The following is an 18307-nucleotide window of genomic DNA, read 5'->3' on the forward strand; positions in this document are numbered from 1 at the left end:
TCTCTGCTCCTTTTCTAAAAAATCCCTATCCACGAACCAAAAATCCCAAAGAAAGCTAATCCGATCAAGATCGTCAATGGTTTTACTTCTTTTTTCAATAGATAAAACACTACACCAAATGCACCCAGACATAAGATATTTGGGACAATATCATCAAAAATACTTTGAACAGTCACAGCATTTTCTCCTGAACCGATTTTTAAAGGGATATTGATAGTAATCATCGTGGCAGTCATTGCTCCCACGACCATCAACCCAATGATAGATGCGCCTAATGTCAAACTTTCCATCATCCCGTTTGCCTGAATCTTTTTCAAAAAACCCGTTCCTAAGCGATAACCCCAACCTGTTGCTAGATAGCGGAACAGAATGTGCGGAATATTGAAAATCAAAATGAACAAGATAGGTCCTAAAATATTTCCTTGCATAGCTAAAGAGGTGCCCACACCTGTGGCAATCAATCGCAAAGTTCCCCAAAAGAAAGAATCCCCTAACCCTGCAAGTGGTCCCATCAAAGATGTTTTGATACTGTCGATCGCGGTCACATCAAATTCAGGATCATCCTTATTTTCTTCCTCCATTGCAGCCGTGATCCCTAAAATCAATGTAACGATATGTGGGGTCGTGTTGAAAAACTCTAGATGCCGTTTCAAAGCTGCTGCCATTTCTTCTTTCGACTGATATAACTTTTTCAAAATCGGAATCATTGCGTAAACATAAGCCATATTCATCTGTCGTTCATAGTTCCAAGAAAACTCCATTTGAAAAGAACGCCAGAATACGTGATTCAGTTCTTTTTTCGTTATTTTGCTGTTTTTACTCTCAGAATTCTTCATCTTCTTCGACCTCCCCTGCAGTGGTTTGAAGTGGCAATTGACGGACATTCATGATATTGACTACCACAACGGCTAAAATTGCACCAAAAATAGCTACTCCGGTCACAGGAATCTTTAAGTAAGAAGCTATAGCGAAACCTAAGAAAAAGTATGGTGCAACTTGTTTGTTAATCAGCAAGCGAGCGAGCATCGCGAAACCAAGAGCTGGAATCAACCCTGTAGCTACTGACAAGCCATTCTGAACGAAGTCAGGAATCTTATTGAGTAGATTTCCGATTGTATTGCTTCCCACCATATACGAAACCATTACCACAACACCAAGCATCAAAGAAAGACCGAAACCGGCAAGCAAGTGCATATGCTCGACTCCTTTATAGTTTCCTTCTTCTGCATAACTGTCCGCTTTATGGTTCATAATTGGAATCAAAAGACCTAAGTAAATATTTTTCAATATCAATGTCAACGTAGCAATTGGTAAACCTAGTAAAAGTGCCGTTTCCGTACCAGCTCCAGCTGTGATGGCAAAAGCCGTGCCTAGAATTCCTCCGGTCACCACATCAGGGGGGATCGAAGCACCTACTGAGAATGATCCGATAAATGCTAACTCCAAAGTGGCACCCATGACGATCCCAGTTTTTACATCACCCAACACGATTCCTGTAAACAGTCCCGTCACAATTGGACGAGAAAGCAGTGATGTCCCTAATGCATATTCTGATTGTGCGATAAATGCAACGATACCTAATAAGACTGCTTGTACAATCATTGAGTTTCTTCCTTTCTTACAAAACTTCCCTTACGTCCACTTTTTTATCTGCCGGTACTTGACGGATCTCCACTTCTATTTGTTTGTCAATCAATCTTTTCAATCGTTCCTCCTCTTCTGGTAAAATATTCACCGCTTTTCCAATACTGCGAGTACCAGGTTTCGCCTTGATCCCTCCTAAGTTGATGGTTTTGATTTCTGGATACGCTTCTGCCAGCTTATATGCGTCCTCGATTGATTCCACTACGATGAATAGCTTATATTTATCTGTCACACCGCTTTTCAATGCGGCAATCGAGTCATCAATGGATTTGATTACTAGTTTGACTCCTTGCGGCTTGGCTAATTTGATTGTTGTTTTTCGTATCTCATTAGTAGGCACATCATCATTGGCAATCAAAATACAATCTGCGCCTATTGTTTGTGTCCAAGAAAAAGCGACTTGTCCGTGTAATAACCGATGGTCAACTCTTGTCAATACAATCATTCTTCTTCCTCCTAAAATTCGTCTTCTTCTATTTTTTGATTGATCCGTTCGTTACAAAACTGGATCATTTTTTTTGAATCAGTTAGCACCTGTTGGATCAAAACAGTTGTCTCTACTTCAGCGTCCAACCGAGATACTAGCTCAATCAAGAGTGGCAAATTCAATCCGGCAACAAGATAGACATGATCCTGATTGATATATTGTAAGAATTCATTGTTGACACTTCCGCCAAAAAGATCCGTCAGAACAATGATTTCTTTATCTTTGTACCTCATAAACAGCTGACTTACTGATTCCGTTAAATCAAAATTCTCATCAGTATAGCAGTCCAATGCAGTAATAGAATGATTTTTCCCATAGATTAGCTCTAATGAATCTAGTATCCCTGAAGCAAATTTCCCATGGGAAGCTAAGATAATTTCTCTGTCCACTTTTTCATCTCCTCTTTTTACTTACACATACTAAAAAGCAAGTTGCGTGCCAAAGTTAGTGGCCGCAACTTGCTTATGTTCAAAATTCTTCTTCTATCGAGAGTAACTCTGTACTTTCACTCAAAATATCACAGATATAGGCAATCTCAGAATGAGGGATCATGACACTATAATGCTCTTCAATGACACTAAACGCAGATTTAATAGCAGATACCTCTTCTTTTTGACACTGTTCCCATTTCTCTAATCCTTGATAGGTTTCAATTGGCATTTGTCGGATCAAACGTTCGATTAGACAGCTCACATGGACATATAACGCTAGTTTTTTGGGATTACTGATTCTTCGATTCAACTGCACCTCTAATTCTCGCATAAAATGATCGATTTCCTCCATCACCTTTTCTGTATCTAGAATAGTCACAGAGTCCAGTACTTTCTCCAATGAAAAATTGCGAATGATGTTCTGGTTGAATGTTTCCTTATCTGAAACATTCATAGCAGAATCCAACCATTCTGCTAGTACAGACATCTTCTCTCCTGAGATGAGGTCTTCTAATGAAAGATAGTCGATATCGGTGATAGCAGGATCTGCGGTACCTATGATTCCTACGATTTCGTATATGGAAAACAATGGTTCACTGTTTTTCTTATCTTTTAATCGCTGATATTCATATGGGATGATTTTCAACTGACAAGTCGTAGGCAAACTTTTCTCTAGCAGTTCACTTAGGTGAGCCGCCGTGCCGATTCCAGTGAAGCAGGTAGTAATGAGTGCTTTGGGTTTATTTTCTTGTGGATAGAGGAGCCGCCATTCTGGTTGGATTTGACGAACGGCCTCTTCTGCTATTTCTTCTAAAGCTGCATTTTTTTTCAAGCATTCCCCTACTGTGATGGCTAAAGGTGTCGTCACATTATTCAAAATCAAAAGTGGTACAGATAATTGTTTTTTAAAAAACTGATGGATTTCTTTCAGAGATCCCATATCTACTAATATGATCAACCCATTTGAAACATCGCTGTTTTCGCAATAATCCACGATTTCTGCAGCAATCTGCTGTGGTGTGACATCTAGCGGCATATCAAATGATTCAAATAGATCTTCTTGTAATAAACGATTGACCACATTTGCCATACTGCTGGCAGTTGCATAACCGTGCGCAGCAATCATTGCTTTTGGCAGTTGTTTTTCTTTTGACCATTTTGCTTTTTTTAGATAGATCGTCAGTAAAATCCGATCCATACTAGTGACTTCAATATCTAATTTAATCTTACTCAGTTCCAAGATTCGCTGGACATAATGATAACTAGATGGATAAGATTGAGAAACCTGTTTTTCTAATTCTTTGATTAGTTGGATAATCGCATGTTCTTCCGGTAACCATTTGACAGTGCTTCGCTGATAAAGATAGTAACTCAAGGCATAGACACTGTTTCCATCGAACTTGATTTGATAGGCAGACTCCATTTGTCGAAAGGTCTCACGGATAGATTGAGTCCAATAAACCAACAGCTCGTGTTTTTCTTGTCTACTGGTCTCAAATAGCAAAAAATCAAATAATTGGATCACTTCTTGTTTTAGTTTTCCTTCGCAAGAATATAGAAGACACTTATTTTTTTTGAAATCAAGCAGGATTTGCTCAAAACTTTTAACGATTCGTTGCTGTTCTGGTTGTTGCTTTTCCATCAATTGTTCTAAGGTCTGGTCTTGCGTGATATAGATTCCTTGCTGTGCTGTATTTTTGGTAATGGGCTCAGCGAGTAGTTCTTTTTGCAAATGATGGATGGTGACATGGATCTCCGACTGTTCACGTTGTTCAGCATACGCTTTTGCTGCTGAAACTTTGACAATATTTTTCAGCTCTCCTATGTTTCCAGATAATTTTTGACCTGCTAGAAGTGACAAAACTGGGCCACTGACTGACAAAGGGCTCCCCATTTTTCTTTGTTCCTCGATAAAAAAAGAGTAAACCAGTTCTAGCCGTTCATTTCGACTACGCTGATTGAGTGCAGGCAGTTCGATTCGGATAGGTATTCTTCGAATGAAAGTGGTTAAGAAATGACTAGTGGCCTCTTCTGTTGTGGCAAAAAAAAGACGTGTTTTGATCCGCCGTGACAAATTAGGTTCTCCCATACGATAAATCACACCTTGATCAAGATAGGTGAATAGTTTTTCCTGCCCTTCTGGTGTTAAGCGATGTACCTCGTCTAAAAACAAGATTCCACCATCTGCTGCTTCGAAAGCCCCTTTTTTATTTTCTTCTGCTCCAGTGTAAGCTCCTTTGACGTGACCAAACAAATTGCTAGTCAACAGTTCAGGATTATCTGCATATTGTGCACAATTGAAAGTGATGAATGGTGCAGAGTCCTCTAGTAAATCATGAAGCAGACAATACTGATAGACTAAATGGACTAAATAACTTTTACCTGTGCCGCTTTCACCTGTGATCAAAAGTGGCAGTCCGCCATCTGGATAGTAAAGAGCTGTTTTGATTTGTTCGATACTTTCTTTCAAACTGGCGTCGTGTCCGATCATAAAAGAGAATAAATCTTTTGGTTGTGCGAAAAAAGGCTGTTCTTCTTTAAGATCATTGATAGAAAAATAAAAATTCGTACGTAACTTAAAAAATTGTTTTTCAAAAGCTTCTTTGTGGAAATAAACCACTGGACGAGAATTGATTTTGACTAGTAGTTTCTCCTCATTCAACTGGTTCAAATAATGACTGACTGTGTTTCTTTTTACCCCAAAATGTTCAGCCAATCTTTTTGCTGTAAAGACCTCGTTCATATGGTTGAGATCGAAAAAGGCTGTCTGGTTCTCTAAGTAGCATAAAATTTCGTGTTTTAACAACTTATCCACCCCTATTCCATCATAGAAAACGGATTCATTTTGTCAATAAAATCTTTAATAAAGGGTTGAAAAATATGTCTTGTTATAGACAGCAGCTCACTTATCCCTTATAATTTTTATTCTAAAAAAGAACAGTTCCTTCCGGTTTTTATACTGGGATTTCCAAACAATAAAGAAAGAACAAGGAGGCTATGACTATTCAATGAAATCGGATAAATCTAAAAAGAGGAAGTATACTTCTTGGAAAACTTTTCGCGAAATCATCGGATCTTATCTCGCTGTGGTTGTGTTTTTACCTTTGCTTTATATGGCTATGACAGAACAAACCCGTTTTATTGATGTAGATACGCAATATATAGCCGAAACAGGATTTTTATTTATCTTTATCTTGATTTTTGCGTTCTATAAATCCTTCCACACAAAATAGGAGGCACAGCTCTCAATTTTTCTGTCTGCTTTTTGTTATTACAAATCCTTATATCTGGTATAACAACAATTTATTGGCGTAACGAGGAAAAACGAGTTATGATGCTTTCAGAGAGTAAAGAGGTACTGTTGTCACCATCCTTTTTATTGATTACGTACACCACTCTTAGTTTTTTCCCATTGATTAAGAAAACAAGGTAGAAACATCACTGTTCCTGCCTTGTTTTCTTTTTCGTGTGCTGTTTTGATATCAAAATCGCAAACGACTTTCTACATAGCGATATTGATAATGAGAGGTTGTATTCGTTACACCAAACTTAATAGAAGCGTTTCTTCCTACTCCGATGTTCACCCCTGCATTCCAAGTTGTCGAACCATTATTGAAGAAGTCGCCATTTACAATGTAAAAAATACGGTTAGCATCTTCTAAATGAACATAAACAGTTCCACCAAATTGTTTCGACAAACCATTATATCCGCGGATCATTTCAACTCGTACGATTCTTTTGATAGCCCTAAAATTTCCACTTTCACTGGTCTCGCAATAAAAGCGCATCGTGGGTCTATAACTAGCATTGACTGTGAAAGATTGCGATAATGTTCTGTATGTTGCTCTTGCTGTACGTGCTTGTCTTGCACTTTCATCTGTGAATCCAAGCTCTTGTTGTGCTTGGATAATAGGGATGCCGTTTTCTTTTGCTACTTCTCGCACCATTTCATCAAAAGTGAGTACGGGACTTATGTTTATCTCTTTCTTTTCATTTGATATGTCGATCACTGATGCATCCACTTCTACAGCAAACACAGGCTGTCCGATATTACTTACCCCCCTAAAGCTGCCACACATAATAAACCAATCAACGATTTTTTCATTCTCATATCCCTTCTTTCAACATTAATTAGCTTTCCCACAAACAATTTGTTACAATAACTTTATAGCATAGAAAGAAAACGATTTCAACAACTTTTAAAAAAGGAGAATAAACTATGAAAACAAAGCTGTTATTAGATTTAATAACATCGTTACTTTTAATTTTTTTGCCAAAAATAACGATGGTTTTTATGGAAAATGAAGCTTCGCCCTCTCCATTTTATGAGATTTTATTCATTACTAAGATCATTTGCTTTATACTCGCTGTTTTTTACTTAAATCATGGAATCACTACTTTTTTATTTTCAAAAAATAAATAGCGCTCCATTGATGATTCTGTACCTGATCCACCTTTTGCACACGATTCATTTATAAAAAATCGGACAAAATAGACGTTTGGAGGAATGAAGAGACCGGGATGAATTTCCCGTTCTCTTTCTTTTTTTCTAAAAAATATTCTATTCAATCTCTAAAATCTCTTCATAATAAAACTTTCATTTATGAAAAGGCTTGTTCTCTTTTCATTCTAAATTTCCTAAGCTACAATGTGGTAGTACTTGTTTTTTCAACTGTAGACAAATAAATAATAGGAGGAATCATATGATTCAGTTATTACGTTATGCAAAAGATTATCGTAAGCAAATCATTTTGGGTCCGTTCTTCAAGTTTCTTGAGGCTGTCTTCGAACTTGTCCTACCTTTAATGATGGCTTCCTTGATCGATAATGGACTAAAAATGAATGACCGAGGAAAAATCATTGAAATGGGCTTATGGATGGTCGCTATGTCTGTGATTGGTCTGATTTGTGCTATCATTTGCCAATACTACGCTTCAATAGCTTCACAAGGATTTGGTACAGAGTTGCGAAATCAGCTGATCAAAAAAATCAATACTTTCTCTCACAACGAGTTGAATCATTTTGGAACAGATACCTTGATCACTCGAATGACAAACGACATCAATCAGCTTCAACTAGCTTTAGCAATGGTCATTCGTTTATTGATTAGAGCACCATTTTTAAGCATCGGTTCAGTAGTCATGGCTTTTGTGATCGACTGGGAAGTAGGTCTGTTTTTCTTAGCATTATTGCCTATTTTCTCCATCATCTTATTTTTTATCATCAGAAAAACTGTTCCTCTCTATCAAAAAGTGCAAGAAAAACTAGACCAGCTCAATGAACACGTCAGCCAGAATCTTAGCGGCGTTCGTGTCATACGTGCATTTGCACAGACAAAAAAAGAAACAGAAAAGTTTGATAAAAGCACAAATGATCTAGCGAACAATTATTTACGTGTTTCCAATATCTCTGCCCTTTTATCACCTGCTACGACCTTGATTATGAATGTCGGAATCATTTGTTTGCTAACAGTCGGCGGGATCAAAGTAAACATTGGTAGTTTGGAACAAGGACAAGTTCTTGCTTTGATCAATTATATGAATCAAATGCTTTTGGCACTGATCGTTGTTTCAAACCTCGTCGTGATCTTCACACGTGCCGAAGCTTCAGGTAATCGAGTAAAAGAGGTTCTAGACACAGAGAATTCGATTCTTGAAGCCGAAATCAGTACTACTCCCGATTTTTCTTCTGAAGCGATACTCGTTTTTGATCATGTTGACTTCCGTTATACTCCTGATTCTGGGCTTTCTCTTCAAGGGATTACATTTCAGCTGAAGCGAAATACGGTCCTTGGAATCATTGGTCCAACGGGAAGCGGGAAAACGACTTTGACTCAATTGATTCCGCGCTTCTATGATGTCAGTTCCGGTACAGTCATAATGGATGGAATGGACGTTCGTTCTTGGCAGCTGGATCATCTTCGTCAGCAAATCGCCCTTGTTCCCCAAACTTCCGTGTTATTTACTGGGACTATTCGTGAAAACCTTCAATGGGGTAAGCAAGATGCCACAGAAGATGAGTGTTGGGAAGCCCTGAAAATCGCTCAGGCAGAAGAATTTGTACGTCAGCTTCCAAATGGTTTAGATACAAAAGTCATGGAAAACGGAAAAAATTTCTCCGGTGGTCAAAAACAGCGACTAACGATTGCAAGAGCTTTGATTGCCAAGCCAGAATTACTGATTTTAGATGACTCTTTGAGTGCGTTGGATTATCAGACTGACTTGGATTTGCGTAAGGCGCTGCAGACTTATCTTGGCAGTACAGTGATCATTATCTCCCAACGTGTCCGCTCCATTCAAGAAGCCCACCATATCTTAGTGATGGATCAAGGAAAGATCGCTGCTCAAGGTACGCATGAAGAATTACTTGCTCAATCAGCGGAATATCAGGAAATCGTCGCATCACAGGAGGAAGAATAGTTATGAAAGTAAAAAAATTATCCTTGCAGACACTCCGTCGCTTCATCCCTTATCTTACTGCTTATGCGAAAGACATTTGGCTAGCTGTATTACTAGGGATCATCAACGGGATCGCAACAGTTGTGATGACGTTACAAATTGGCCAAAGTATCGATCAAATGATCGGAGAAGGACAAGTTCGCTTCAATCGACTATTCCATTTACTGATTCTGTTCGGTGGGATCGTTTTGATCAACGTAGTCAGTCAATGGCTCATCCAAGTATTAAGCAATCGGTTAGCTTACTTGTCCGTTGCAACATTAAGAAAAGATGCTTTTGCTCAACTGAATCGATTGCCACTTCGTTATTATGATCAAAATTCTCATGGAAATATCGTCAGTCGATTTACAAATGATATGGACAACATTTCTATTGCGATTTCTGCTGCCTTCAATCAATTGTTTTCCGGAGTTGCGATCATCCTTCTTTCGTTTATTTTTATGATGCGTCTAAGTCCACTTCTGACATTGGTCGTTCTTTGTTCCACACCGATTATTTTCCTTGTGAGTTGGATCGTTGCTCGTGCTTCGCAAACAAATTTCGATAGACAGCAAAGAATCATTGGGGAGATCTCGGGCTTTGTGACCGAACGAATCGGTAATCAGAAAATCGTGAAAGCTTTTCAGCAAGAAAAAGCTAGTCAACAGCAATTTGAACTGCTAAATGCTGATCTATATCAAAAAGGACAACGGGCACAATTTTCTTCTTCCTTGACAAACCCGTCTTCTCGTTTTGTAGATCACCTTGCTTATTTATCGATTGGTTTAGTTGGCGGCCTATTGGCATTGAAGAGTGGTTCGTCAATCACTGTTGGTGTGATTTCCAGCTTTACGATCTACTCAAGTCAGTTTTCTAAACCATTTATCGAACTTTCTGGAATCACGACACAACTGCAAACCGCTTTTTCTGGTCTAGAACGAGCATTTGATTTAATCGATCAACCAGAAGAAAAGCCTGATTTGCCAGATGCCTATGCCTTGGAACCCAAAAATATCAAAGGAAAAGTCTCTTTTGATCATGTTTCTTTTTCTTATGACCCCAAACAGCGTTTGATCGAAGATTTCAATTTTACTGCTTATCCAGGTCAAACCATTGCTATAGTAGGAAAAACAGGGGCCGGAAAATCCACACTTGTTAATTTGCTGATGCGTTTTTATGACACAACAAAAGGAACGATTACAATCGATGACCATGACATCCGCTCTATCCAACGTGATACATTACGTAAAAGTTTTGGAATGGTGTTACAAGATACTTGGCTATTTGACAGTACATTGCGAGAAAATCTTCGTTTTGGGAATCCGGAAGCAAGTGACGTAGAAATCAATGATGCCCTAAAAGCCTCTTATATGTATGAATTTGTTGAACGTTTGCCGGAAAAATTAGATACTAAGATTGGCGGTCAAGGGTTAAAGATATCAGATGGCCAACGCCAACTGTTGACGATTGCTCGAACGATGATCAGTAATCCGCCTATGTTGATCTTAGATGAAGCTACCAGCTCAGTCGATACATTGACAGAGAAAAAAATCCAACAAGCTTTCTTAGCAATGATGGAGGGAAAAACCAGTTTTGTTATTGCCCATCGCCTGTCCACAATCAAAAATGCGGACCAGATATTAGTGATGGATCAGGGAGCCATTGTCGAAATGGGCACCCATGATGAGTTGCTTCAAAAAGATGGTTATTACCGACGGCTCTATCAAGCACAATTCACAGCACAATAAAAACAAGCAGTCTTCTGGGATGGGAAGACTGCTTGTTTTTTATTTAGCGTGGATCGCTAAAGTTCTTAAAATTTTTTTGTAAGGAACACTACGTCCTACGTAATAAATGGCAATTGATTGAATCGGTAACCATATCACTGTTTTTAACAGGCGGGGCGCCCAAACGACCCAGCTGAACAATGGCACATGGTACATCAACGCAAGCCATAATGGTGTCAAAAATAAGTTTATGATCAGCGTGACACTAAGCGTAGCCAAAATGGCATTTTTCCAAGTGATTTCTTTTCGATAGAAAAAGAATCCGTAGATTGCTCCTTCAATAAATGCATTCAATGTAAATCCAATAAAAAATGCAGATTTCGAGAAGAGAGCCATTCCTACTAAATCAGCTAAAACTGCACCTATCCCTGACCAAAAAGGACCAAAAAGAATGCCCATGATCACTTGTGGAATAAATGTGACACTGATTTTAATAAATGGGGTCTCGATTGCTACCAGACGGGACAACGTGACCATCAATGCAATCAGTAAGCCCATAATAGCAATCATACGTGCGTCTAACCGGTGTTTCTTCATTTTTAGCATCTCCTTTAAGAGCTGCTACATCGTATCATGCAGCGAATGCGAAAATAAAACCGCGAACATTACGTCCTTCGTCCAAGAGGCAACATCCCATCCTCTTAGCACTTAACGCTTTATTTTCTACTCTGTATTATTTTTGGGATCTTTTCCCACAGAAACTATAGCATATTTTCACATTTACTGCAAACACGAAAAACTAATATTATTGGTTATATTATACAATACGTTCGTATTATATCGCATATTCTCAGTTCGTTTAGCTTTTATAGCTACATATAGGCGAACATTAAACGTTATTTTTCTATACACTTATCCATCAAAATGAAAGTGGACGTTTGTCTATTTCATGGACGATTCTTCGAAAATCTAGGAAGCCGGCTTCCAGTCCTCTTAGCAGCACCTCAGCTGTTCCGATATTCGTAGCCAACGGAATCTCATAAACATCAGACAAACGGATAAGTGCTGTTACATCTGGTTCATGCGGCTGTGCAGCTAGGGGGTCTCGAAGAAAAATCACCAAATCTAACTGGTCCTCCGAGATCATTGCTCCAATTTGCTGATCTCCGCCTAACGGTCCGGATTTAAACCGATGAATGGGCAAGCCGGTCGCTTCCGTGATCCGTTGTCCAGTCGTCCCGGTAGCAAAAAGTTCATGTTTTTCCAATATTGTTTTATACGCTGTTGCTAATTTCACCATCATAGGTTTTTTTCGGTCATGAGCGATCAAAGCGATTTTCATAAGAGACACTCCTTTTGATATGGTTAACATACTTATTTACTCCAGTGTATCAGTTTTTATTTCTTATGGATATTTATTGAAGCTTAAAACTAGCACATTGACAAAAAAAAGAAAAAATTCTTGTTCAACATGACATTGAACTTAGTTAACGCTTTCATTTATACTTTAAACAGTTAATAAAACTAAAAAAGAAAGTGTGGAACGTATTATGGTAGAAATGGCTCTGAAAAACGTATATAAAAAATATGATAATGCAGAAAATTATTCTGTGACTGATTTTAATCTATCAATCAAAGATCGTGAATTTATCGTTTTTGTTGGTCCTTCCGGTTGTGGAAAGTCAACTACTTTGCGAATGATTGCGGGACTGGAAGATATCTCTGAAGGAGAACTAAATATTGGCGGAAAAGTCATGAATGACGTGGCACCTAAAGACCGTGATATTGCCATGGTTTTCCAAAACTATGCATTGTATCCTCACATGACTGTTTATGATAATATGGCTTTTGGTTTGAAATTACGTAAATATGATAAAGCAGACATTAAAAAGCGTGTGGACAATGCAGCAGAGATCCTCGGACTGACAGAATACTTGAAACGAAAACCAGCTGCTTTATCTGGTGGACAAAGACAACGTGTAGCATTAGGACGTGCAATCGTTCGGGATGCCAAAGTCTTCTTGATGGATGAACCATTGTCAAACTTAGATGCTAAATTACGTGTAGCCATGCGTGCTGAGATTGCCAAACTTCACCAACGTCTTGAAACAACGACGATCTATGTTACTCATGATCAGACAGAAGCGATGACTATGGCTGACCGAATCGTTATCATGAAAGACGGATTTATCCAGCAAATCGGTACACCGAAAGAAGTTTATGATACACCAGTCAATATGTTCGTTGCCGGCTTTATTGGATCTCCTGCCATGAACTTCTTTAATGTGACATTGAAAAACGGTGTCATCACAGATGGACATGGGCTTAAGCTTCGTATTCCTGAAGGGAAAAACAAAGTATTAGTCGAAAAAGGTTATGAAGGAAAAGAAGTCATCTTCGGCATTCGTCCAGAAGACATCCACAGTGAACAAGTAGCCCTTGAAGCTTCACCTGAAGCCGTAGTGAAATCAGAAGTTGTCGTTTCCGAATTACTTGGTGCTGAAACGATGCTTTACACAAAAACTGGTTCTACTGAGTTCATCTCAAAAGTAGATGCAAGAGATTTCCATAAACCAGGTGAAATGGTTGACCTTGCCTTCAACATCAATAAAGGGCACTTCTTTGATAAAGAAACCGAACAAGTCATCAAACTTCCCTAATCTGCCCCCTTCAGAGCTACGCCAGAAAATAGTGGTGTAGCTCTTTTTAGGACAAAAAACGCTCATCTTAGCGGATTTATTATCCGTTAGCAGATGAGAGTTTTTCTTTGATAGATCATTAGTATGTCGTTTTCTTCGCGTATCCTTGAATCGATTCTTTCCGATTTCCTTTTTTTGCTGCCGTAAATACCGGGATATCAAAGTATTTGCTGAGTGTTCCTGCTATAAAATAAGCAATATTATAATCAACCAAACTGTGGATGAGTCCACCAATTCCCATCAAGATGAACACTGTATAAAAATATCCTTGAGAGTAATACGTGTCAGGCATATTACCGATGAAGTAAAAGATGCTGACTACTAGCATTTCTACTAAAGAATGAATCACACCTATCACAAAATTGAACCCTTGGAAACGCCAATTAGTAAAAGTAAACTGTCCATTCTTTAAAACGATACTCGGATGCTTCTGCAAGTACCATGCCCCGATCAATGCAAATACAAGATGTGACAATGCGCGCAATGCAATGATAACTGGTGTTGTCAAAAAGAAACCGAATGTCGTACCTAGTGCAACAGCCACTGCAACTCCTGGTGTAAAAAACATCGCAATAAATAATGGCACATGAGACGCTAATGTAAAAGAAGCAGGTGGGATCATGATTTTAGGCATAACCATTGGGATAATGACCCCCATCCCAATCAATAAAGCAGAAATCGTTAGTTTTCGAACTGAATTTTTTCTCATTTTTTCCCTCTCCTAATATGTCTTGACACATAAATGTCGACTTAGTATAACTCACTTATCAATAACTGTCAAGACACATATTCTTTTCTAAATCCATACAAAATGAGTGTGAGTATCCAGTATAAGAATTTTTTGATCAAGAGACAAAAATAGGAGATGTGACAAAATTTGTGTCACATCTCCTTGTTCATAATGGGAATCAAAAGCTTGCCTTTGCGGAAATAAGACCAACCAAATCAAAAATAGGAGAAGCAATTTTCGTAAATTTCTTCTTATTTCTTGAAGCTGACCACTACTGTCACAACCTCTTTTTTTACTGCTTATTTTCTGACATCGCATTGCTTAATGCAGCAAATTCTTGTAATGACAACGTCTCTCCACGACGTTTTGGATCGATTCCAGCCGTTTCCAAGCTTTTTGCTAACCATGCTTTTGTCTGATCATCTTTACCATACGAATGCTGCAAATTATTCCAAAGCGTTTTTCTTCTTTGCTGAAATGCAGCTTTTGTCAATCGGAAAAATGCTTTTTCGTCCGTCACTTCTACTGCCGGTGTATCTCTTCTTGTCAGTTTCAAAATCGCTGAATCTACATTTGGCTGAGGGACAAATACTGTTTTTGGTACGATGAAGGCTAAACTGGCTTCCATATAATATTGAACAGCAATCGATAATGAACCGTATGCTTTCGTTCCTGGTTCAGCAGAGATTCGATCAGCTACTTCTTTTTGCATCATGACGACTAATTCATCCACGACCAAATCCGATTCAAGAAAATGCATCATGATGGGCGTCGTAATATAATAAGGTAAATTCGCCACGACTTTTAACGGAAGCTCTTCATGAAATGTTTCTCTTACGGCTGTTGATAAATCCGTCTTCAGAATATCTTGATGTATGATGGTCACATTGTCATAGGGTTGCATCGTATCAGCCAATACAGGGATCAAACGATCATCAATCTCAAATGCTACGACTTGCTTTGCATGCATCGCTAATTGTTCTGTCAATGCGCCGATTCCTGGCCCAACTTCGATCACGTTCGTTCGTTCATCTATTTGCGCAGTTTCTACGATTTTTCTTAAAATATTTGGTTCAGTGAGAAAATTTTGTCCTAAACTTTTTTTAAATGAAAAACCATGTTTCAATAAAATCTCTTTTGTTCTAGAGGGTGTCGCGATTTCACGATATTCACTCATGTTGTTCCTCCACTATTTTCATTGCTTGTGCGAGCTCTTTCGGCGTGATACGAAACATCTTCAAACGTTTTTCCAATTGTTTGCCGTTCGTATAACCGATACGCAACTCATCACCTAGTTTTTCTCGTTTTTCTTTTGCTTGTGCTCCAGCTATTAAACCATAGTCTAAAAGGTCTTGTCTAGTGATTTCAGAAACAGCCGTTTGGGAAATGTCTGGCGTCACAACTTTTTTCAATGCTTCTAAAATAGCAGCATCACTTGCATGTTCAACACCAAGACTTCCCTTTTTCTTTGGTTTAGCTTGTGTACGCGGCAAAAAAGCATGTTTTGCCTGAGGAACAGCTTCCATAATGATTTTTCTTATTTTTTCTCCTGAAAAATCAGGATCGGTAAAAACGATCACCCCTCGTGTTTCTTGGGCATGTTCAATTTGCATCAGGATATCTTCATTGATAGCAGAACCGATCGTTTCTATCGTATCTGCATCAACTACTTCCCGTAGCCTTCTTGTATCGTCTTTTCCTTCAACGACTATAATCTCTTGGATCCTCATCTTATCCATGTTCGCTTAGACCAAATAATCGGTGCGCATTTGACCATGTTTGGGCAGCCACTTCTTCTGTTGGCAGATTCCGAAGTTCAGCAATCTTTTCTACTGTATAACGAGTATAGCCTGGTTCATTTCGCTTTCCTCTAAAAGGAACTGGTGCCAAATAAGGGGCATCTGTTTCCACAAGTAATCGTTCGATTGGTACATTTGTTGCAGCCTCTTGGACGTCTAATGCTTTTTTGAAAGTGACGACACCACTAAATGAAATATGCATCCCTAAGTCAAGAAATCGTTTTGCCCATTCATAATCACCGCTGAAACTATGCATGATTCCACCAATATCTCGAACATCTTCTTCTTTTAGGATTTGATACGTGTCTTCAAGTGCTTCTCTAGTATGAATACTGATTGGAAGGTTCATTTCTTTTGCGATAGCAATCTGTCTGCGAAATACTTTATCTTGGACTTCTTTCGGGTCTTCCATCCAATGATAATCCAAGCCAATTTCCCCTAATGCTACAACCTTTGGCAAAGTCAATTGTTCTTGTAATTTATTTTCGATTTCTTTCGTATAACTGCCAGCCTCTGTCGGATGCCAACCGATAATACTGTATATATTTGGATAGTCATGGCTTAATTGCAAAGACTTTTCAATCGTTGGCGTATCGAAGCCCACGACCGCCATTTTCGTTACCCCCATTTCTTGTGCTCGCTGAATCGTTTCTGGAATATCTTCATTGAACTGTTCCGCATTTAAATGGGTATGAGAATCAAATATCATGTTTATCGCTCCTTTTCATTCTTACTTTAGCACATTAGCACTGCTTGCAGAAGTAGCAAAAATCAAAATAGAAGAACTTGTTTTGTTGAAACAGAAAAAGCACGAAGATCCAGAGGACTTAGTTCGTACTTTTTCTATCTGTTGTTGAAATATTTTACTCTTCTGAGCGTTTTTTCTTTTTTTGATAATAGACTGGGATACCAATCAAGGTAACACCTATACCGATCAATGCTAATTTCGTTTGCGTCATCATCGTCATACCTAAAATGAAAATAGCACCGAGAATCGCAATAATCGGAACGATTGGATAAAGCGGTACTTTATATGGGCGTGGCAATTCCGGCGCTTTTTTTCTTAAAATAAAGACACCGATAAAAATCAGTAAACTGAATAGCCACATCACAAAAATCAACATGTCGGTTAAAAAGTCGAAAGAACCAAGGCTCATCATAATACAAGCTACTGCTAACTGGAAAAACGCAGGAACATAAGGTACCGTAAATTTCTTTGAAAGCTTTGTCAGCTGTTTGCTGAAAGGTAGCTCGTCTTCCAAAGCCATCGCATAAGGCACACGAATCCCAGTTAAGGTATACCCATTCAATGCCCCGTATACCGAAATCAAAATCCCAATAGTGACCAGTTTTCCGCCGATTTCTCCAAAAATGACGTCTGATGCTTCAGAAGCTGCGTTCAAATTACCGGCAAGATGATCAATCGGCAGAGTTTTCAAAAAAACAAAATTGATCAATAAATAAACGACAGTGACAAAACTCAGCCCAAGTATAATCGCTTTAGGCAAATCTTTTTCCGGCCGTTTCATTTCTCCAGCCATTGCGCCGACGCCTAACCAGCCGTCATAAGCAAACAATGTTGCTAGCAACGCACTGCTCAAGCCTTCGACAAAAGTAACCTCTTTTCCAGCTTCGATTGGAAATAGCTGGACAGTTCCTTGTCCTGGTGTCAATAATCCCCATACGACAATCACGGCAATTGGTATCAATTTAACAATCAGCGTCACTGATTGTACAGACGCACCGACTTTTGTTCCTAATAAATTCAATCCTGTCACAGAAACAGCGGTAATCACTGCAATCAACAAAAGGTAGTCGGTAGATAATTGTAATAAGTTCGTCAATTGTGTCGCAAAGATAATCGATAATGCAGCAATATTAGCAGGGAAATAAATCAAGCTTTGCGCCCATCCTAATAAAAAGCTGGGCAGCTTTCCATAAGCTGCTTCAATATATTTGACAGCTCCACCAGTTTCTGGGATCGCTGTAGCTAATTCAGCCACTGTCAATCCAGCACAGATCGTTAAGAAACCACCCAAAAGCCAAGCTAGTAATGTCAAACTTGTAGACTGCGTGCTTGCAGTAACAGCAGCGGTTTTAAAGAAGACCCCTGCGCCGATCACGGTTCCCATAACGGTAGCTAATGCGCCAAACAGATTGATTTCTCGTTTTAGTTTGCCTTTCATTCCCATCCTCTTTCTTCTTTGAAATTTGGTATAATTTTCAGTATAACTGAGAATATTTTAATTTACCATTCTTTTTTCTCCACTTTCAATGAAAAACTCCCTCTTAAGACGGATGTATTTCCTCTTTATTTTGCGTATACTAAACCTACCTTTTCCACGAAGGAGGA

At 38.7% G+C, this 18307-nt stretch carries 17 protein-coding genes and 1 riboswitch; of the genes, 4 read left to right on the forward strand and 13 right to left on the reverse strand.

Annotation, left to right across the window (positions count from 1 at the left end):
- Positions 1 to 14: 14 nt before the first annotated feature.
- From RWU19_RS04255 to RWU19_RS04275, 5 genes are all read right to left on the reverse strand, one after another.
- Positions 15 to 836: a PTS system mannose/fructose/sorbose family transporter subunit IID gene (locus RWU19_RS04255; RefSeq protein ID WP_002291048.1), complete on the reverse strand. Its 822-nt coding sequence runs from the start codon at positions 834 to 836 to the stop codon at positions 15 to 17.
- A complete protein-coding gene (locus RWU19_RS04260; RefSeq protein ID WP_002335477.1) occupies positions 823 to 1602 on the reverse strand; it encodes a PTS mannose/fructose/sorbose/N-acetylgalactosamine transporter subunit IIC in 780 nt (259 codons plus the stop codon). Before RWU19_RS04260 ends, RWU19_RS04255 begins: the two co-directional genes overlap by 14 nt.
- A 16-nt stretch (positions 1603 to 1618) precedes the next feature.
- Positions 1619 to 2089, reverse strand: coding sequence for a PTS sugar transporter subunit IIB (locus RWU19_RS04265; RefSeq protein ID WP_002287114.1), 471 nt, complete (start codon positions 2087 to 2089; stop codon positions 1619 to 1621).
- 11 nt (positions 2090 to 2100) lie between these two features.
- Positions 2101 to 2520, reverse strand: a complete 420-nt coding sequence (locus RWU19_RS04270) for a PTS sugar transporter subunit IIA (protein WP_002328951.1) — start codon at positions 2518 to 2520, stop codon at positions 2101 to 2103.
- Positions 2521 to 2599: 79 nt separating this feature from the next.
- Positions 2600 to 5377 (reverse strand): sigma 54-interacting transcriptional regulator, encoded by a 2778-nt coding sequence (locus tag RWU19_RS04275; protein ID WP_180363515.1) that lies wholly within the window; start codon positions 5375 to 5377, stop codon positions 2600 to 2602.
- A gap of 193 nt (positions 5378 to 5570) precedes the next feature.
- On the opposite strand from RWU19_RS04275, the gene RWU19_RS04280 reads away from it, so the two are divergent.
- Positions 5571 to 5795 carry a hypothetical protein gene (locus RWU19_RS04280; protein WP_002315767.1) on the forward strand — a complete coding sequence of 75 codons (225 nt, stop codon included), beginning with the start codon at positions 5571 to 5573 and terminating at the stop codon, positions 5793 to 5795.
- Positions 5796 to 6044: 249 nt separating this feature from the next.
- Here the strand turns inward: RWU19_RS04280 and RWU19_RS04285 are convergent, their stop codons facing one another.
- On the reverse strand, positions 6045 to 6641 hold the full coding sequence (locus RWU19_RS04285; protein ID WP_260241635.1) for a hypothetical protein: 597 nt from the start codon (positions 6639 to 6641) through the stop codon (positions 6045 to 6047).
- Positions 6642 to 7265: 624 nt separating this feature from the next.
- Here RWU19_RS04285 and RWU19_RS04290 point away from each other — a divergent pair.
- Positions 7266 to 8981: an ABC transporter ATP-binding protein gene (locus RWU19_RS04290; RefSeq protein ID WP_123837632.1), complete on the forward strand. Its 1716-nt coding sequence runs from the start codon at positions 7266 to 7268 to the stop codon at positions 8979 to 8981.
- A 2-nt stretch (positions 8982 to 8983) separates the two neighbouring features.
- Positions 8984 to 10747: an ABC transporter ATP-binding protein gene (locus tag RWU19_RS04295; protein WP_123837633.1), complete on the forward strand. Its 1764-nt coding sequence runs from the start codon at positions 8984 to 8986 to the stop codon at positions 10745 to 10747.
- Positions 10748 to 10786: 39 nt separating this feature from the next.
- Here the strand turns inward: RWU19_RS04295 and RWU19_RS04300 are convergent, their stop codons facing one another.
- Complete coding sequence (locus RWU19_RS04300) at positions 10787 to 11323, reverse strand: folate family ECF transporter S component (RefSeq protein ID WP_002315762.1); 537 nt, start codon at positions 11321 to 11323, stop codon at positions 10787 to 10789.
- 37 nt (positions 11324 to 11360) lie between these two features.
- Positions 11361 to 11459: riboswitch (THF riboswitch) on the reverse strand.
- 186 nt (positions 11460 to 11645) lie between these two features.
- Positions 11646 to 12068, reverse strand: a complete 423-nt coding sequence (gene mgsA / locus RWU19_RS04305; protein WP_002291069.1) for a methylglyoxal synthase — start codon at positions 12066 to 12068, stop codon at positions 11646 to 11648.
- A 208-nt stretch (positions 12069 to 12276) separates the two neighbouring features.
- On the opposite strand from mgsA, the gene RWU19_RS04310 reads away from it, so the two are divergent.
- Positions 12277 to 13386 (forward strand): ABC transporter ATP-binding protein, encoded by a 1110-nt coding sequence (locus RWU19_RS04310; RefSeq protein WP_002291070.1) that lies wholly within the window; start codon positions 12277 to 12279, stop codon positions 13384 to 13386.
- 118 nt (positions 13387 to 13504) lie between these two features.
- Here the strand turns inward: RWU19_RS04310 and RWU19_RS04315 are convergent, their stop codons facing one another.
- The 5 genes from RWU19_RS04315 to RWU19_RS04335 all read right to left on the reverse strand — a co-directional run bounded on the left by RWU19_RS04315 (position 13505) and on the right by RWU19_RS04335 (position 18140).
- Positions 13505 to 14134, reverse strand: a complete 630-nt coding sequence (locus tag RWU19_RS04315) for a hypothetical protein (protein ID WP_002291071.1) — start codon at positions 14132 to 14134, stop codon at positions 13505 to 13507.
- 313 nt (positions 14135 to 14447) lie between these two features.
- Complete coding sequence (rsmA, locus tag RWU19_RS04320; RefSeq protein ID WP_002293596.1) at positions 14448 to 15332, reverse strand: 16S rRNA (adenine(1518)-N(6)/adenine(1519)-N(6))-dimethyltransferase RsmA; 885 nt, start codon at positions 15330 to 15332, stop codon at positions 14448 to 14450.
- Positions 15325 to 15894 (reverse strand): ribonuclease M5, encoded by a 570-nt coding sequence (gene rnmV, locus RWU19_RS04325; protein ID WP_002315760.1) that lies wholly within the window; start codon positions 15892 to 15894, stop codon positions 15325 to 15327. The genes rsmA and rnmV overlap by 8 nt, the downstream gene beginning before the upstream one ends.
- On the reverse strand, positions 15887 to 16663 hold the full coding sequence (locus RWU19_RS04330) for a TatD family hydrolase (RefSeq protein ID WP_002315759.1): 777 nt from the start codon (positions 16661 to 16663) through the stop codon (positions 15887 to 15889). The genes rnmV and RWU19_RS04330 overlap by 8 nt, the downstream gene beginning before the upstream one ends.
- Before the next feature lie 154 nt (positions 16664 to 16817).
- Positions 16818 to 18140, reverse strand: a complete 1323-nt coding sequence (locus RWU19_RS04335; protein WP_123837635.1) for an APC family permease — start codon at positions 18138 to 18140, stop codon at positions 16818 to 16820.
- Positions 18141 to 18307 lie beyond the last annotated feature (167 nt).

This window comes from Enterococcus sp. 2STP (assembly GCF_032465635.1).
GTDB lineage: Bacteria > Bacillota > Bacilli > Lactobacillales > Enterococcaceae > Enterococcus_B > Enterococcus_B lactis.

Excerpts from the sequence above, each read along its gene's own strand:
- RWU19_RS04290 (WP_123837632.1), top strand. The coding sequence starts at position 7,266 with ATGATTCAGTTATTACGTTATGCAAAAGATTATCGTAAGCAAATCATT.
- RWU19_RS04300 (WP_002315762.1), bottom strand. The coding sequence starts at position 11,323 with ATGAAGAAACACCGGTTAGACGCACGTATGATTGCTATTATGGGCTTA.
- mgsA (WP_002291069.1), bottom strand. The coding sequence starts at position 12,068 with ATGAAAATCGCTTTGATCGCTCATGACCGAAAAAAACCTATGATGGTG.
- rsmA (WP_002293596.1), bottom strand. The coding sequence starts at position 15,332 with ATGAGTGAATATCGTGAAATCGCGACACCCTCTAGAACAAAAGAGATT.
- RWU19_RS04335 (WP_123837635.1), bottom strand. The coding sequence starts at position 18,140 with ATGAAAGGCAAACTAAAACGAGAAATCAATCTGTTTGGCGCATTAGCT.
- RWU19_RS04330 (WP_002315759.1), bottom strand. The coding sequence starts at position 16,663 with ATGATATTTGATTCTCATACCCATTTAAATGCGGAACAGTTCAATGAA.
- RWU19_RS04310 (WP_002291070.1), top strand. The coding sequence starts at position 12,277 with ATGGTAGAAATGGCTCTGAAAAACGTATATAAAAAATATGATAATGCA.
- rnmV (WP_002315760.1), bottom strand. The coding sequence starts at position 15,894 with ATGGATAAGATGAGGATCCAAGAGATTATAGTCGTTGAAGGAAAAGAC.
- RWU19_RS04285 (WP_260241635.1), bottom strand. The coding sequence starts at position 6,641 with ATGTGTGGCAGCTTTAGGGGGGTAAGTAATATCGGACAGCCTGTGTTT.
- RWU19_RS04255 (WP_002291048.1), bottom strand. The coding sequence starts at position 836 with ATGAAGAATTCTGAGAGTAAAAACAGCAAAATAACGAAAAAAGAACTG.
- RWU19_RS04260 (WP_002335477.1), bottom strand. The coding sequence starts at position 1,602 with ATGATTGTACAAGCAGTCTTATTAGGTATCGTTGCATTTATCGCACAA.
- RWU19_RS04265 (WP_002287114.1), bottom strand. The coding sequence starts at position 2,089 with ATGATTGTATTGACAAGAGTTGACCATCGGTTATTACACGGACAAGTC.
- RWU19_RS04295 (WP_123837633.1), top strand. The coding sequence starts at position 8,984 with ATGAAAGTAAAAAAATTATCCTTGCAGACACTCCGTCGCTTCATCCCT.
- RWU19_RS04315 (WP_002291071.1), bottom strand. The coding sequence starts at position 14,134 with ATGAGAAAAAATTCAGTTCGAAAACTAACGATTTCTGCTTTATTGATT.
- RWU19_RS04280 (WP_002315767.1), top strand. The coding sequence starts at position 5,571 with ATGAAATCGGATAAATCTAAAAAGAGGAAGTATACTTCTTGGAAAACT.